Origin of the sequence: Aeromonas sp. 600774, from assembly GCF_049175075.1 — a bacterium.
Classification (GTDB): domain Bacteria; phylum Pseudomonadota; class Gammaproteobacteria; order Enterobacterales; family Aeromonadaceae; genus Aeromonas; species Aeromonas veronii_A.
This window is the reverse complement of record NZ_JAAKUJ010000004.1, coordinates 15,165-28,810: the sequence shown is the minus strand read 5'-3', so window position 1 is coordinate 28,810 and position 13,646 is coordinate 15,165. Positions and strand designations below refer to the sequence as shown.

General features: G+C 59.4%; 13 protein-coding genes. 6 read left to right on the top strand and 7 right to left on the bottom strand.

Annotated features, from left to right (window positions below; all coding sequences use genetic code 11):
* Positions 1-13 precede the first annotated feature (13 nt).
* The gene (gene maeA / locus G5171_RS05705; protein ID WP_421259945.1) at positions 14-1,564 is read right to left on the bottom strand and encodes an oxaloacetate-decarboxylating malate dehydrogenase; all 1,551 of its coding nucleotides are present in this window, start codon (positions 1,562-1,564) and stop codon (positions 14-16) included.
* 23 nt (positions 1,565-1,587) lie between these two features.
* The gene (locus G5171_RS05700; protein WP_005343883.1) at positions 1,588-2,904 is read right to left on the bottom strand and encodes a 2-hydroxycarboxylate transporter family protein; all 1,317 of its coding nucleotides are present in this window, start codon (positions 2,902-2,904) and stop codon (positions 1,588-1,590) included.
* Between the two features lie 987 nt (positions 2,905-3,891).
* Between G5171_RS05700 and slyA the strand changes: the two genes are divergently transcribed.
* The 5 genes from slyA (at position 3,892) to G5171_RS05675 (ending at position 7,969) form a co-directional block, all read left to right on the top strand.
* Positions 3,892-4,404: a transcriptional regulator SlyA gene (gene slyA, locus G5171_RS05695; RefSeq protein WP_268012276.1), complete on the top strand. Its 513-nt coding sequence runs from the start codon at positions 3,892-3,894 to the stop codon at positions 4,402-4,404.
* Between the two features lies 1 nt (position 4,405).
* Entirely contained in the window at positions 4,406-5,461 is a 1,056-nt protein-coding gene (locus G5171_RS05690; RefSeq protein ID WP_421259944.1) for an HlyD family secretion protein, read from the top strand.
* Positions 5,451-6,548 (top strand): DUF2955 domain-containing protein, encoded by a 1,098-nt coding sequence (locus tag G5171_RS05685; RefSeq protein WP_421259943.1) that lies wholly within the window; start codon positions 5,451-5,453, stop codon positions 6,546-6,548. The genes G5171_RS05690 and G5171_RS05685 overlap by 11 nt, the downstream gene beginning before the upstream one ends.
* A gap of 163 nt (positions 6,549-6,711) precedes the next feature.
* On the top strand, positions 6,712-7,467 hold the full coding sequence (locus G5171_RS05680; protein WP_005343874.1) for a substrate-binding periplasmic protein: 756 nt from the start codon (positions 6,712-6,714) through the stop codon (positions 7,465-7,467).
* A gap of 145 nt (positions 7,468-7,612) precedes the next feature.
* Positions 7,613-7,969 carry an MliC family protein gene (locus G5171_RS05675; RefSeq protein WP_005343872.1) on the top strand — a complete coding sequence of 119 codons (357 nt, stop codon included), beginning with the start codon at positions 7,613-7,615 and terminating at the stop codon, positions 7,967-7,969.
* Positions 7,970-8,025: 56 nt separating this feature from the next.
* Here the strand turns inward: G5171_RS05675 and G5171_RS05670 are convergent, their stop codons facing one another.
* The 4 genes from G5171_RS05670 to nrdD all read right to left on the bottom strand — a co-directional run bounded on the left by G5171_RS05670 (position 8,026) and on the right by nrdD (position 11,557).
* Complete coding sequence (locus G5171_RS05670) at positions 8,026-8,418, bottom strand: TonB family protein (protein ID WP_005358848.1); 393 nt, start codon at positions 8,416-8,418, stop codon at positions 8,026-8,028.
* A 176-nt stretch (positions 8,419-8,594) separates the two neighbouring features.
* On the bottom strand, positions 8,595-8,765 hold the full coding sequence (locus tag G5171_RS05665) for a YqaE/Pmp3 family membrane protein (protein WP_005338440.1): 171 nt from the start codon (positions 8,763-8,765) through the stop codon (positions 8,595-8,597).
* A gap of 64 nt (positions 8,766-8,829) precedes the next feature.
* Positions 8,830-9,339, bottom strand: a complete 510-nt coding sequence (nrdG, locus tag G5171_RS05660; RefSeq protein ID WP_421250619.1) for an anaerobic ribonucleoside-triphosphate reductase-activating protein — start codon at positions 9,337-9,339, stop codon at positions 8,830-8,832.
* Between the two features lie 100 nt (positions 9,340-9,439).
* Complete coding sequence (nrdD, locus tag G5171_RS05655; protein WP_005343867.1) at positions 9,440-11,557, bottom strand: anaerobic ribonucleoside-triphosphate reductase; 2,118 nt, start codon at positions 11,555-11,557, stop codon at positions 9,440-9,442.
* A 445-nt stretch (positions 11,558-12,002) separates the two neighbouring features.
* Between nrdD and G5171_RS05650 the strand changes: the two genes are divergently transcribed.
* Positions 12,003-12,977: an ABC transporter substrate-binding protein gene (locus G5171_RS05650; RefSeq protein WP_421259942.1), complete on the top strand. Its 975-nt coding sequence runs from the start codon at positions 12,003-12,005 to the stop codon at positions 12,975-12,977.
* A 73-nt stretch (positions 12,978-13,050) separates the two neighbouring features.
* Here the strand turns inward: G5171_RS05650 and G5171_RS05645 are convergent, their stop codons facing one another.
* Positions 13,051-13,602, bottom strand: coding sequence for a hemerythrin domain-containing protein (locus G5171_RS05645; protein ID WP_216951846.1), 552 nt, complete (start codon positions 13,600-13,602; stop codon positions 13,051-13,053).
* Positions 13,603-13,646 lie beyond the last annotated feature (44 nt).

Below are 13,646 nucleotides of genomic sequence, written 5' to 3'. Positions count from 1 at the left end.
ATACCTTAAAACGTCAGGACGCAGCCCAATAGTGCGGATGCCACCAGGTCTGGTCAATCAAAGGTGCCGGATCGCCAACAAAATCGGCCAATCCTTCCTCGCGTGCGCAGAGCGCCACCGCTCTGGCGACGGCGCGGGCCACCTCTCCCACCTGTTCAATCGGGGGCAGCAAACGACCCGCCACCAGCGGATAGGCGCCGACTGCCCGCACCGCGGCCAGCAACATGCCATCGCTGATGCGGCGCGCCTTGACGGCGCAGGCTCCGAGACCAATCCCCGGAAAGACATAGACGTTGTTGCACTGGGAGACCACCCGCCGCTCCCCCGCCAACGTCACCGGCGCAAAAGGGCTGCCGGTGGCCAGCAGGGCGCGGCCACCTGTGGCGGCCCACACCAGCTCGGGCGTCGCCTCGGCGCTGCGGGTCGGGTTGGAGAGTGGCAGGATCACCGGCTGATCGCACACCTCCCCCATCGCCTGCAACACCTCGCCAGTAAAGAGGCCACCCTGACCACTCACGCCAATAAAGACCGCCGGTCGCACCTGGCGGATGGTCTCCAGCAGCGAGCCGTTACCCTCCTCCACGGCGCGGGCAAACGGCTGTTGGGCGCGAGTCAGGTTGGGGCGATCGCAGCAAACCACCCCATCCTGATCAAACAGCCAGACGCCGTCGTGGCTCCCCGCCAGCTGGGCCAGCATGGCGGCAATGCCGCAACCGGCAGAGCCTGCCCCGACGATCAGCACCGGCGCATCGCACAGAGCAGTACCTGCCTGCTGCAACCCGGCCAGCACGCAGGCGGAGGCCACAGCCGCCGTTCCCTGAATATCGTCGTTGAACATACAGAGCTCGTCCCGATAGCGGCTCAGCAGGTTGGCGGCGTGCTTGCCGGCAAAATCTTCAAACTGCAGCACCACCTGCGGCCAGCGCTTGCGAATGGCGGCCACCACCTTGTCCATGAAGTGGTAATAACTCTCGCCGTCAATGCGCGGGGATTGCCAGCCGAGGTAGGAGTCATCCTCCAGCAGCTCGGGATTGTTGGTGCCCACATCGACGCAGAGCGGCAGGGTCCGTGCCGGGTTGATGCCACCCGCGGCGGAGTAGAGAGCCAGCTTGCCGATACAGATCCCCATACCGCCGATACCGAGATCGCCAAGCCCAAGCACCCGCTCGCCGTCGGAGATGACGATCACATCCACCTCCTGCTCCACCGACTCGAGAATATCGTCGAGATCGTCCCGGTCGTGCCAGGAGAGATAAAGCCCGTGGCTGCGCAAATAGAGGTCGCTGTGGCGCTGGCACGCCTCTCCCACCACCGGGGTGTAGATGATCGGCAGCAGCTCCGGCAGGTGGTGACGCACCAGATCGTAGAAGAGCACCGGGTTGTCCTCCTGCAGCTGACGCAGCAGCAGATGCTGGTCAAACGGACTCTGCATGGCGCTGACCAATCGGTAGATCCGGCGCCGCTGCTGGGAGAGGGACTCCTCCTTGTGGGGCATACGGCCCCGCACCCCCTGACGCTTGCGTTCGGCATAGGGCAGGCTGGTGCCCATCATGATGTCGTTCATCTTGTTTGTTCCTCAATCCGGTATCAGGCGAGCAGGGAGATAAGGGCGGTGGCCAGGATCAGCATCACGGCGCCGCCAAGGCGAGAGGAGATCTGGGCAAAGGGCATCAGCTTCATCCGCTGGGCCGCCGAGAGCACGGCTACATCGCCGGTGCCGCCCATGTTGGCCATGCAGAGCCCACCGGTGATGGCCGCCTCGATGGGATAGAAGCCGATCAGCTTGCCAACCAGCGCCGCGCCAAGGGCGCCACCGATCACGGTGACCATGACCAGCACGAAGTAGCTGATGGAGAAGGCGCTGATCAGCTCGGGAATACTGGTGTAGGCGACGCCGATCCCCACCAGCAGGGAGGGGGTGAGGTTGCTCACCACAAACTGATACCAGTCGGCTGCCGCCTGCTCATAACGACGCGGCAGCAGGCCGCTCACCTTGATAAAGGCGACCGCCAAAATCATCAGGGCGAAGGGGTGCATGGGGATAAAGTTGCCAAGCAGGGAGCCCAGCACAAACATGCTGGAGCTGATGAAAAGGCCCATGCCCAGACTCTGCAGGGTCGGCGCTTCGGCCTGCTCATCAGCAATGCTCTGGCTACTTTCCTTGACCATCAGCTTGCCGTTGCCAGTCAGAGAGGGGTAGCGGCGACCGAGCCGTGCCAGCAGGGAGCCCACCAGAATGGCCAGGGTATTGGCGATCACCACCGCCGGTACCATGCGCGACAAGAGGTCCGCACTGGACATCTGCATCGGGCCGGAGAGGATCTCCACCAACGGCACCGCACCGGCGCCCATGCCACCCCCCATGATGGGCAGGCCGATCAGCAGCACCGCATTCTTGAAGCCATACCCCATCAGGGAGCCGACCAGACCAACGCTCAGCAGTGCCAACGCCACGCCGCCAAGAATGACCGGCAGATAGCGCATGGCGGCATTTTTCAGCAAAGCGCCGCTCATGCCAAACACGGAGCCAGTCACCAGACTGGCGATAAAGAAGTTGAGAAAGCCCCCCTCCTTCATGAAGTTGGTGATGACCTGCCCTGCCTGCACCGGCAGCAGCTGATATTCGAACAGGGCGGCGCCGCCGAAGATGGCGAGGATGGTGCCGCCCCCCAGATATTCACGGATCGGCATGATCCGCTCACCCAGCTCGGTCAGCAGGGTGCCCAGCACAAACATCAGTGCCAGCGCACCGACCATGCCGAGCGGCAACGAGCCGTTCCAGCCGGAAAAGAGAACACAGGTTGCCAACCCGAGAAATATAAAGAGCGGCATACCGGCAATTTGTTGGCCGCCCATAAAGGCGGCCTTTTCTTGTGTGGTTTGTAGGGGTGAGAGGTTTTTCATTGTTATGTACTCTGCGTGTGATTGTGGCCACTACTTTATTGATCCCCCTCACTCCTGTCGGTTAGCCAGACTGCAAAGCCATATAAAAACATTAAAAACTTAAACATCATGGTGCCTCCAACGTGCGCTGCACAATAGAACACCAGACATACGATACCCGACCAAGTCAGGAAATAGGGTGATAAAACGAGCGAGCCCAATGGCGGATATTTTGGTGATCAGCAGTAATAACGATGCGATGATCTCTTCCCCTTAGGGGAAATAACAGAGCCAGATGACAAGCTCTGCGACCATTTATCGCCACAGATCCTGTGAGTGATAATCAGCGGGCAGTGTCATCGCCATGACGCGAGTGCTACGGCATGCCACATCAGGGTTTGAGTCGGCGTGCAGGAAGCACCCACGATGAAAAATGGTGAGAAGAAAGATGCAAAAAGGGGAGATTGAAATAGTGATGAGTCAAGCCAGCGAATACCAGAGCACTGGCTTGAACTCACAAGGATCACACACGGTCAGGTCTATTCTGCCAACAGCAATGGAATATTGGCGGGGTCAAAATCATGACTGATATCGGTACTTCTGATAGCGCCTTCCCGATTCACGCCATGGTGTGACTCTGCACCATATTCCCCATCACTCAACAGCGCTTCAATTGCCAGATACACACATCCACTGTCATATCCATCCACAACCCGTTTCCCCCTTGTTTTATAACCCCATCAATATTAGCGGATAAAAAAAGAGCTGCTCGCTGAAGCTGAAAATTTCATGAAAATAACTGCCGGATATCCTCCATTCACGGTGCAATATCCGAATCGGCAAGAGAGCCTCGAGTGGATCAGCCCCGAGAATAATATCAGGGGCTCGAATGCTGCTCGCCATCACCAACGAAAGATCCGACCAGAAACATGATCAGCATCACACTATTTACTTAGCCTGCTAAACAAGTATGATACTTAGCAGGCTAAGTACATTGAGGATGAGAAGATGACGGATCTGGAAAGGTTGCGCGAGCTGTCGCTCGCCGAGCAGATAGCGCGGATGCACCGGCTATGGCGTACTGCCGCCGATCTGGAGCTGGCTCCCCTTGGCCTCACCCATCCCCGCTGGACCGCGCTGTGGAAACTCTCCCGCATGGGGAACCATGTCAGCCAGAAGACCCTGGCCGAAGCCCTCGAGATAGAGCTCCCATCCCTGATGCGCACCCTGGGCCAGCTGGAAGAGCAGGGACTGATTGAGCGTCACTGCTGCAGTCAGGACAAGCGGGCCCGCATCGTCTGCGTGACCTCGGCTGGCCAGACCCTGCTCGATCAGATCGCCGACCGCATCATGAATATCCGCCGCGAGCTGCTGGGGGGCATCGACGAGCAGACCCTGCAGCTGTTTGAAGCCACGGTGCAGCGGATCTCGGCCAACGCCCTCAGCAAGATTGAACAACACCACGACCGACAAGCCGGAGGCGATACAAGCCCTCCCGAGACCGACACAGAGAGAGAATAAGATGACCCCTGATCAACAATTTACCCGCTGGATCAAATGGTCCATGGCGGGCTTTGCCACCCTGTTTGCCTATTTTCTGATAGCCGACCTGCTGATGCCCCTCACCCCTCAGGCGATGGCGACCCGGGTGGTCACCAAGCTGGCCCCCCAGGTGAGCGGCAAGGTGATCGAGGTCGCCGTTCACAACAACCAGCAGGTCAAGAAGGGGGATCTGCTGTTCAGGCTGGATCCGGCCCCTTTTGAACTGGCTGTGGAGCAGGCCCGCCTTGTGCTAGCGCAGGCAGAGCAGCAGAACAGTGAACTGGATGCCGCCCTGACCGCCGCCGTCGCCGAGATCAACGCCAAGGAGACCCTGGCCAGCCAGAAGTGGCGCGAGGCTGAGCGGATCGATGCGCTCTACCAACGTCACATGGTTTCGCTGCAACAAAAAGATGAAGCTGACAGCGCCCTGCGCAGCGCCCAGGCCAACCTGCGCGCCAGTCAGGCCAAACTGGCCCAGATCAAGGCCAGTCGTGGCGTGACCGGTGAGGATAATCTGTTGCTGCGCCAGGCCCGCAACAAGCTGGCGCAAGCGCAGCTGGCCCTCTCTTACAGCCAGGTCCACGCGGATCAGGATGGCACCATCACCAACCTGCAGCTCAAGCCGGGCAGTATCGCCAGCGCGGGCAGCCCGCTGCTGGCGCTGGTGTCGGAACAGGTCGATGTCATAGCCGATTTTCGGGAGAAGAGCCTGCGCCATGTCGGCGAGCAAACCCGCGCACTGGTCGCCTTCGATGGCGAGCCGGGTCAGCTCTATCCTGCTCGGGTAAGCAGTCTGGATGCCGGAGTGAGTGCCGGTCAGTTTGATGCCAATGGTCGACTGGCCGCGCCGGTGGAGTCTGATCGCTGGGTACGGGATGCCCAGCGGATGCGGCTGCACCTCGAGCTGGAGCAGCTCCCCGATCATCTGCCAGCCGGGGCGCGAGCCACGGTGCAACTGCTGCCGGACAATGCCCTGACCGCCATGCTGGCACGGGGCCAGATCCACCTGCTCAGCCTGCTCCATTATGTCTACTAACCACGCCACTCACCCGTCGGCCAATACCGCCCCAGCACACCCCGCCGGTGGTGCTTCCGCTCACCTCTGGTATCGGCCCCTCACCGGCAACGAGCTGCGCCAGTGCCTGCGCATCGCCTTTGGCTGCACCACGGGCTTTCTGCTCTGCAAGCTGTTTGGCTGGAATTACGGGGTCTTCTATACGGTCACGCCGGTGCTGCTGCTGGGGATGGTGCCTGTAATGAATGGCCATGCCGCGCGCCAGCTGATCGCGGCGGCGGTGGTCTGTGGGGTGGAGGTCGGGCTGCTGGGGGGGCTGTTTGGCAGCCATCCGGCGCTGATGACTCCCATCGCCTTTCTGCTGTTTCTCTACCGTTTCGCAGCCATGTCGCGGGGCAGCCTGTTTCTGTTCGGGGCCAACGGGGTGCTGAGCCTCAGCATCATGCTGCACTTTGCCAGCTATCCGCAGACCGACCTCAACGACCTGATCCTCAACAATATCTGGGCGAGCCTGCTGTCGGTGCTGATCGCCTACCTGATGACCATGCTGATCCCGGATGTGGAGGCCAGACCCAAGCCCGCCTCGGCCCCCAAGGCACCGCACCGGATGCGCCATGAAGCCCTGCTGGGGGCCACTGTGGCCACCCTGTCATTTCTGGTCTTTCAGGTGTTTGACCTGCGCGACTCCATGTCTGCCCAGGCCACGACCCTGCTGGTGCTGTTCCCCATGCACTGGAACGGCGCCCTCAGTTATGCCCGCAAACGGGCGATGGGTACCTTGCTGGGGGTCACCTTCGGCCTGCTCGGCCAACTGCTGCTCTATGACTGGTCAGGGCAACTGCTGCTGGTCGCTCCACTGCTGTGGCTCGGCGCCATGCTGTTCAGCCATGCCCACGTCAAGGAGGCAGGCGGTTCGGGGGTCGGCTTTGGCGCCCTCACCACCCTCGGCATCCTGTTTGGCCAGTACCTCACCCCGGGCAACGATCTGGTGTTCAGCGCCCTCTACCGGGTGAGCAGCATCCTGTTTGCCATCGTGGTCACCCTGCTGGCCTGCTACCTCGTCCACCGGTTGCTCAACCGCTTCGAGGCGACCCGCTTCGGTTATTGATCTCCTGTTGTAAACACTGTTGTCAGCCCATGGATGAGCTCTCTTTCGCCCCGTCGCCTGCCGGGGCGTTTTTTTCTCTCCCTTATTTACCTCCCTCCTGCCGCCACGGATCAGCGCAGAAGTGTAGCTATGCTTGTAAAGCTGCAGTCGATGAGGTGCACCTATGATTCCGTGGTTTAAAAAATGGTTGGTGTGTCTGCTGCTGGCGACCAACCCGCTCGGGGCTACCCCGCTTGTCATTGGTGCCGAAGATGACTGGGCCCCTTATTGCGAGCGCGACAAGGAGGATGGCCAGCCTCACGGGCTGGCGCCAGAGCTGGTCAAGGCGGTGTTCGCCGCCGAAGGGATCGAGATTGTCTTTCGTACCCTCCCCTTTGCCCGCTGTATGCACGATGCGAAAAGCGGCAAACTTGCGGGGTGCTTCAACGCTACCATCACCGAAGAGAACCGCTACCAGTACCATTGGCACGATACCCCCATGTTCGAGGAGGATCTCGCTATCTTCGCCCTCGCCAGCGAACCGCAACGGGATCTCAAGCTCACCTCGCTGGAGGGTAAACGGGTAGGCATCACCCTCGGTTACACCTATCCCACCGATTTTATGGAGAACCCCAGGATCACCCGCTTTCAGGCCAAATCCGATGCCCAGATCCTCGAGATGCTGGTACGCGGCCGGGTCGACTACATCCTGATGAACGGCATGCCGGGCTACCTCAAGATCCAGCAGAAACAGCTGACCGGCAAGGTGGTCAAGGTTGGCAAGCTCTCTACTGATGGCTTCTGGCTCGCTTTCTCCCGCAACACACCGCAAGGGGAAGCGCTGGCCAAACAGTTCGAGCAGGGATTGCAGAAGATCAAGAACAATGGCACCTATGAGACGCTGATCCGCCAGTTTGAAACCAGGCTTGGCCTGCACTGATTGGCGCAACCTTGTTGTTAGTGACATCCCCTCATACTCGTCCGGTATGCCTGACAGCCAGCGACGCACCGAATGGCCTTCATGATTGCACAATGGGGGTAACCTGTTAGGCTCACCCCCGTATGACACCAATGGAGCTGTAATCATGAATAAGGCATATATGATGGCCGCTGGTGCACTGACTCTCGGCCTGCTCGCTGGCTGCAATCAGGGCAATACTCTCTCCGTCACCGGTGGCGAACCGGTCAGTTACCAATGCGAGCAGGGCAAGAGGGTGCAGGTGCGCTACTTCTCCCTCTCCGACGATAGCCTCAACTTTATCAAACTGTCGCTGCCGGACGGCAAGGATTACACCCTGCCCCAGGCCATTTCAGCCTCCGGCGCCCGCTATACGGACGAACACGAAGCCGTCTGGTGGAACAAGGGGAATGAGGGCTTTGTCGAGCTGCGGGATCAGGATGGCGAGTGGCAGACTGCCTACGACAACTGCAAACAGCAATAAACGTGACCCCGGCCTGGCCGGGGTCTCTCTTTCTCTGGCATCAGAGTGGTGGGGGATTAGTTGATCTCGATCTCGAAGCGGTTGGTTACCTCGACCGGGATGGCATCCGGGTTGCCCTCTGCCGGGCTGTAGCGGATCCGCGAGAGGGTCGCCAGCGCGCTCTGCTCCAGCTCGCCGGGGGGCTCGGCCGCCACCACTTCCGGCTTGACCGGCGTGCCGCTGGCGTCGATTTGATAGCGCACTTCCACATACCCCTTGACCGGTTTGGCCGGCAGGGCAGGCTCGTCATTGCCAAGCCATGACCACTGCTTCTCCTGAACCCAGTAGCTGGACAACTGCTCGAGAGGGATAGCGATCGGAGCGCGCTCGTGCGCTACCTCCTGACGGGATGAGCACCCCAGCAACAGTGTCACTGCCAGACCTGACCATACTGCGACTTTCCACTTCATGTAACGCTCCTTGTTCTCTGCCGGTGCTTGTTGCCGGACTGCGGGACGCTCAACGCGGCCCGCTTGGTCAGTCACCCATCCTAACGAAAAAGTATTCGTATGAACATGAACAAAAGGACCAACCCCGAGAGGTTGGCCCTTTTATCGTCAATAAGCTCACTAACCAGCCGCTGGCATCAGCCGCGCTTGTCGCTCACCACCAGCCAGAGCGCATGCACCATGCCCGGCAGACCGCCCATCAGGGTCAGCACTATGTTGATTAAAAAGTGCAGGCTAAAGCCCACCTGGATAAACGCGCAAACCGGGGGCAGGAAAATGGCCAGCAGGATCTTGAGCAGATTGTTCATCTCGGCTCTCCTTTTCAAAAATGTCGTCAGGATTGGAATGGGCTAACCATAAACATCCCGGGCTTCAACTGCAAACCAGACAGGGAATTCGCTCACCCGCATCACGCCAGGCGTTGAGGTCGTGGATCTGCTGATTGCTGCTGCCACGCCAGAGCAGGCCCGGGTCTGCCAACTCCTTTTCAAACTTGCCATCCACCAGCACATCCAGCAAGGCAACCAGCTCGCGCTGGGCATCTGACAGCTCGCCGAGCAGATAGCCGGTCCAGCACCAGATGTCCTTGCCCGGACACTCGGTGCGTACCCGTTTCACCAGCGCCAGCACGTGGGACACGTTGGCCGGGTGGAGCGGATCGCCGCCGGAGAGCGACAGACCACGCCGTTTGATGCGGCTGTCGTTGAGATCCGCAATGATGCGATCGCTCATCGCCTCATCGAACGGCTTGCCGCCATCGAGCCGCCAGGTGCTCTGGTTGTAGCAACCCGGGCACTGATGCTCGCAACCGGAGACAAACAGGGTGGCACGGGTGCCGGGGCCGTTGATCACATCGACCGGGTAGTATTGGTGGTAGTGCATCGCTTGTTTCCTGCCTCGTTCACGGGACAGCGGCATAGCTGCCGCCCTCCAATGAAAATGGCCCCTTGAGTCAGGGGCCAGCTCTTCATTGCCCGTGCGCTTACATATGTTTGACGCGGCGCTTCACCTCTTCCTGCTTGCCCGCATTGAAGGGGCGCGCATCCGGGCTGCCGAGGTAGCCGCAGACACGGCGGGTCACCGACACCTTGGCGGGGTCGTGGTTACCGCAGCGTGGGCAGGTAAAGCCCTTGGAGGTGCACTCGAACTCGCCGGTGAAGCCGCAGTCATAGCACTCGTCAATGGGGGTGTTGGTACCGTAGTAGGGCACCTTGTCATAGCTGTAGTCCCAGACGTTCTCCAGCGCTTCCAGATTGTGCTGGATGTTGGGGTACTCGCCGTAGCAGATGAAGCCACCGCTGGCGATGGGCGGATAGGGCGCCTCGAAGTCCAGCTTGTCGTACGGGTTGACCTGCTTCTCCACATCGAGGTGGAAGCTGTTGGTGTAGTAACCCTTGTCGGTCACGCCGGATACCACGCCAAACTCCTTGGCGTCGATACGGCAGAAACGAGTGCAGAGGTTCTCGCTCGGGGTGGAGTAGAGGCTGAAGCCGTAGCCAGTCTCCTCTTTCCACTCATCGATGGCCGCCCTGAGACGGGCAATGATGGCGATGGCCTTCTGTTGCAGCTCGGCGCTGTCAAACAGGTGCACCTTGTCACCAAACAGGGCGTTGATGGTCTCGTGAACGCCGATATACCCGAGGGAAATGGAGGCGCGACCGTTCTTGAAGATCTCGCTGACGTTGTCGTCCGCCTTCAGCCGCACGCCGCAGGCACCTTCCATATAGAGGATCGGAGCAACCCGCGCCTTGACGCCATCCAGACGGGTGATGCGGTACATCAGCGCCTTCTTGGCGACCCGCAGGGAAGCATCCAGACGATCCCAGAACTCCGCTTCATCACGGGATTTCAGGGCAATGCGCGGCAGGTTGAGGCTCACCACCCCCAGGTTGTTGCGACCTTCGTGGACGAGCTCGCCATTCTCCTCGTAGGCACCGAGGAAGGAGCGGCAACCCATGGGAGTCTTGAAGGAGCCAGTCACCTTCACCACCTGGTCGTAGTTGAGAATATCCGGGTACATCCGCTTGGAGGCACACTCCAGCGCCAGCTGCTTGATGTCGTAGTTGGGATCGCCCTGCTTGTGGTTGAGGCCATCCTTGATGGCGAACACCAGTTTCGGGAACACCGCGGTCTTCTTGTTCTTGCCAAGGCCGGCGATACGATTGCTGAGGATGGCGCGCTGGATCATCCGCGACTCCCAGCTGTCCCCCAGGCCAAAGCCGAAGGTGACGAACGGCGTCTGACCGTTGGCAGTGTGCAGGGTGTTGACTTCGTACTCCAGCGACTGGAAGGCGTCGTAACACTCTTTCTCGGTGCGGGCCATGGCATAGGCTTCCACATCGGCAATGCCCCACTCTTCGGCCACTTCACGGTGTTTCTGCCAGCTGATGGTCACATAGGGGGCCAGCACTTCGTCGATGCGGTTGATGGTGGTGCCGCCATAGATGTGGCTCGCCACCTGAGCGATGATCTGGGCGGTCACGGCCGTGGCGGTGCTGATGGATTTCGGGGTATCGATCTCCGCATTGCCCATCTTGAAGCCGTGGGTCAGCATCCCTTTCAGATCGATCAACATGCAGTTGAACATCGGGAAGAAGGGCGAATAGTCGAGATCGTGGAAGTGCAGATCACCGCTCTCATGGGCCTGAACCACATCACGGGGCAGCATATGGCTGGTGGCATAGTGCTTGGCGACGATACCTGCCAGCAGGTCGCGCTGGGTCGGGATCACCTTGGAGTCTTTATTGGCATTCTCGTTGAGCAGGGCAGCGTTGGTCTGCTCGACCAGACCACGGATCTCCTGTGCCAGACGGCCGCGGGCCTCGCGAGCCTGATCCCGATCGTGACGGTATTCGATGTAGGCACGGGCGATGGCCTTGTCATCGGAGGCCATCAAGTGGTTTTCAACCAGACGCTGGATCTCGTGAATATCAACTTCACCACGCCCATCCAGCTCCTGACTCACTGCGCTTGAGATACGCTGTGCCAGTGCCGGATTGGCCTGATTGACCGCCTCCGCCGCACGGCTGACCGCATCGCTAATCAGCTGGGCATTGAATGGTGCGCGACATCCGTCACGTTTGATCACAACCGGTTTCATGGATTTTCCCCGTTAAAAGGCCAGGCATTTGCCTCTGGCTCACCCTTGTTGGGCCCCCCTCCCGGCATCTCGTCCTGGACGCAAATAAATTCAGCCGAGGCTTGACAAGCCTGGGCTGAAGATAGGAGGGGAACAGCTTATACACAGCTTAATAACACAACATATAGGGATTAAAAACGAATGCGTCCCTATATGTGGTGTCTATTAGGCACCAAAGCGCAGCCTCATTTCTTGATCCAGAACAGGTTTTTCAGCGAGCGGGACAGTTCACGACCAACCAAAAAAAGACTCAATAAAACCCGATCCCAAGCAGAGTGTGGGCTGGCGTCCGATCCGCTCAACCGAAAAAAAATCGCGCCCTGCCATACCGGTTTCGAGATGACAGTAACGGCAAACACTGCCCATACTGAGCATGCATACACTATCACTCGACAGGGGCCTTCCCATGCGCACCTCCCTGCTGTTGCTACTGCTCTCCACCCTCTCCCTGCCGCTCTGGGCCGCAAACATTCTGGTGATCAGCAGCTACCATCCCGAATACCTTTGGGACCAGAGCTACAACGAAGGTTTGCGCAAAGGGTTGCAGGGGGAGCACAAGATCTCTCACTTCTATATGGACACCAAACGCTATCCACGGGAGGCGTTCGACGACATCGCTCAACGGGCTATCGCTTTTTATCTCAAGAGCAAACCGGATCTGGTGGTGCTGGGGGATGACAATGCCATCAACTATCTGGCCAACGAGATCGCCTCGCTGGGTACTCCCGTTGTTTTTCTCGGCATGAACGAAAACCCCCGCCTCAAGGGCTTTGTCGGCCACCCCAAGATCACCGGGGTGCTGGAACGCCCCCTGCTCAAGCGCAACATCAGCGAAATAAGCCAGATGATGGGAGGGCTTGACAAGGCGCTGGTACTGTTTGATTCCAGCAATGTGGCCCTCACCGCTATCGAGGATGAATTCAAGACCCAGACCGAATTGCGAGTCGGCCAGACCCGGGTCAACAGCCAGCTGATGGGGGATTACAGCCTCTGGCAGGAGGCGGTGCTCAACGCCAAGAAGAATGGCTATCAGGCAATCTTCCTCGGCCTCTACCACACGCTGGTCGACGATAATGGCAAGCATGTGAGCGAACAGACGGTGCTGGAGTGGACCAGCGCCAACACACCGGTTCCTCTCTTCTGTTTCTGGGAGTTTGCCGTCGGCAAGGGGATGGCCATCGGCGGGCTGGTACTGGACGGCCACGATCAGGGGTTGCAGGCAGCGTCCCTTATCAACACCATACTGGCGGGCACCCTGCCCCGTACTATCTCCCCGCGAGCGGCCCTGCGCGGCGAATATGTCTTCAGCAAGAGCGAGCTGGCCCGCTGGCAGCTCACTGTGCCCGACAAATGGCACAACAAGATCATGTGGCGTGAGTAACAATAAGTAACCCGGCACATTGGCCGGGTAACACCTGCACAGTCAGATGACTGATGACCGAAAGCCGCGTGAGTCAGCTGGCAGCAAAAGGCAGGGAGAGGCGCTTGGCAAGCGCCTGGAAGTGCTGGCTGATCTCGGCACCAAACAGAGGATCACCGATAGCTCGGTTCTGCCAGTTTTGCTCCAGATGACGCCAGTCATCCTCGGTCAGGGAGTCACGCAGATGGGGGAAGATCACCCCCTCTTCGTAGTTCATGTGTGCCTCTTGCAGCTCCACGAAGCGCTCCAGCTTGGCGGTGAACTGATCGAGCGGGATCACCGCATCCATCAGGATCATCTCCACCATCTCCTTGAGCTCGGTCCCTGCCTCCAGCAACTTGAGATGCTCTTCATGCAAGCGGTTCGCGACATCCCCCTCCACCACCCGGTATTTCAGGTAGTAGTCATAGACAAGATCTTCCTTGGGGTGGTGATACTTGTCAGAGACCTCCCGCAGATAATCGATGACATCGCGCACCAGAAAATAGCTGATGGGTTGCTCGGCACGAATGGCGGCCAGCTTCTGCTTCAGCAGATCCAGCAGTCGGGCGATATTGAGGTGATCCTTGTGCAGACTCGATAACATGGGCACTCCTTGGCGCTGAAATAAAATGTTACTTTCCTGAGTAT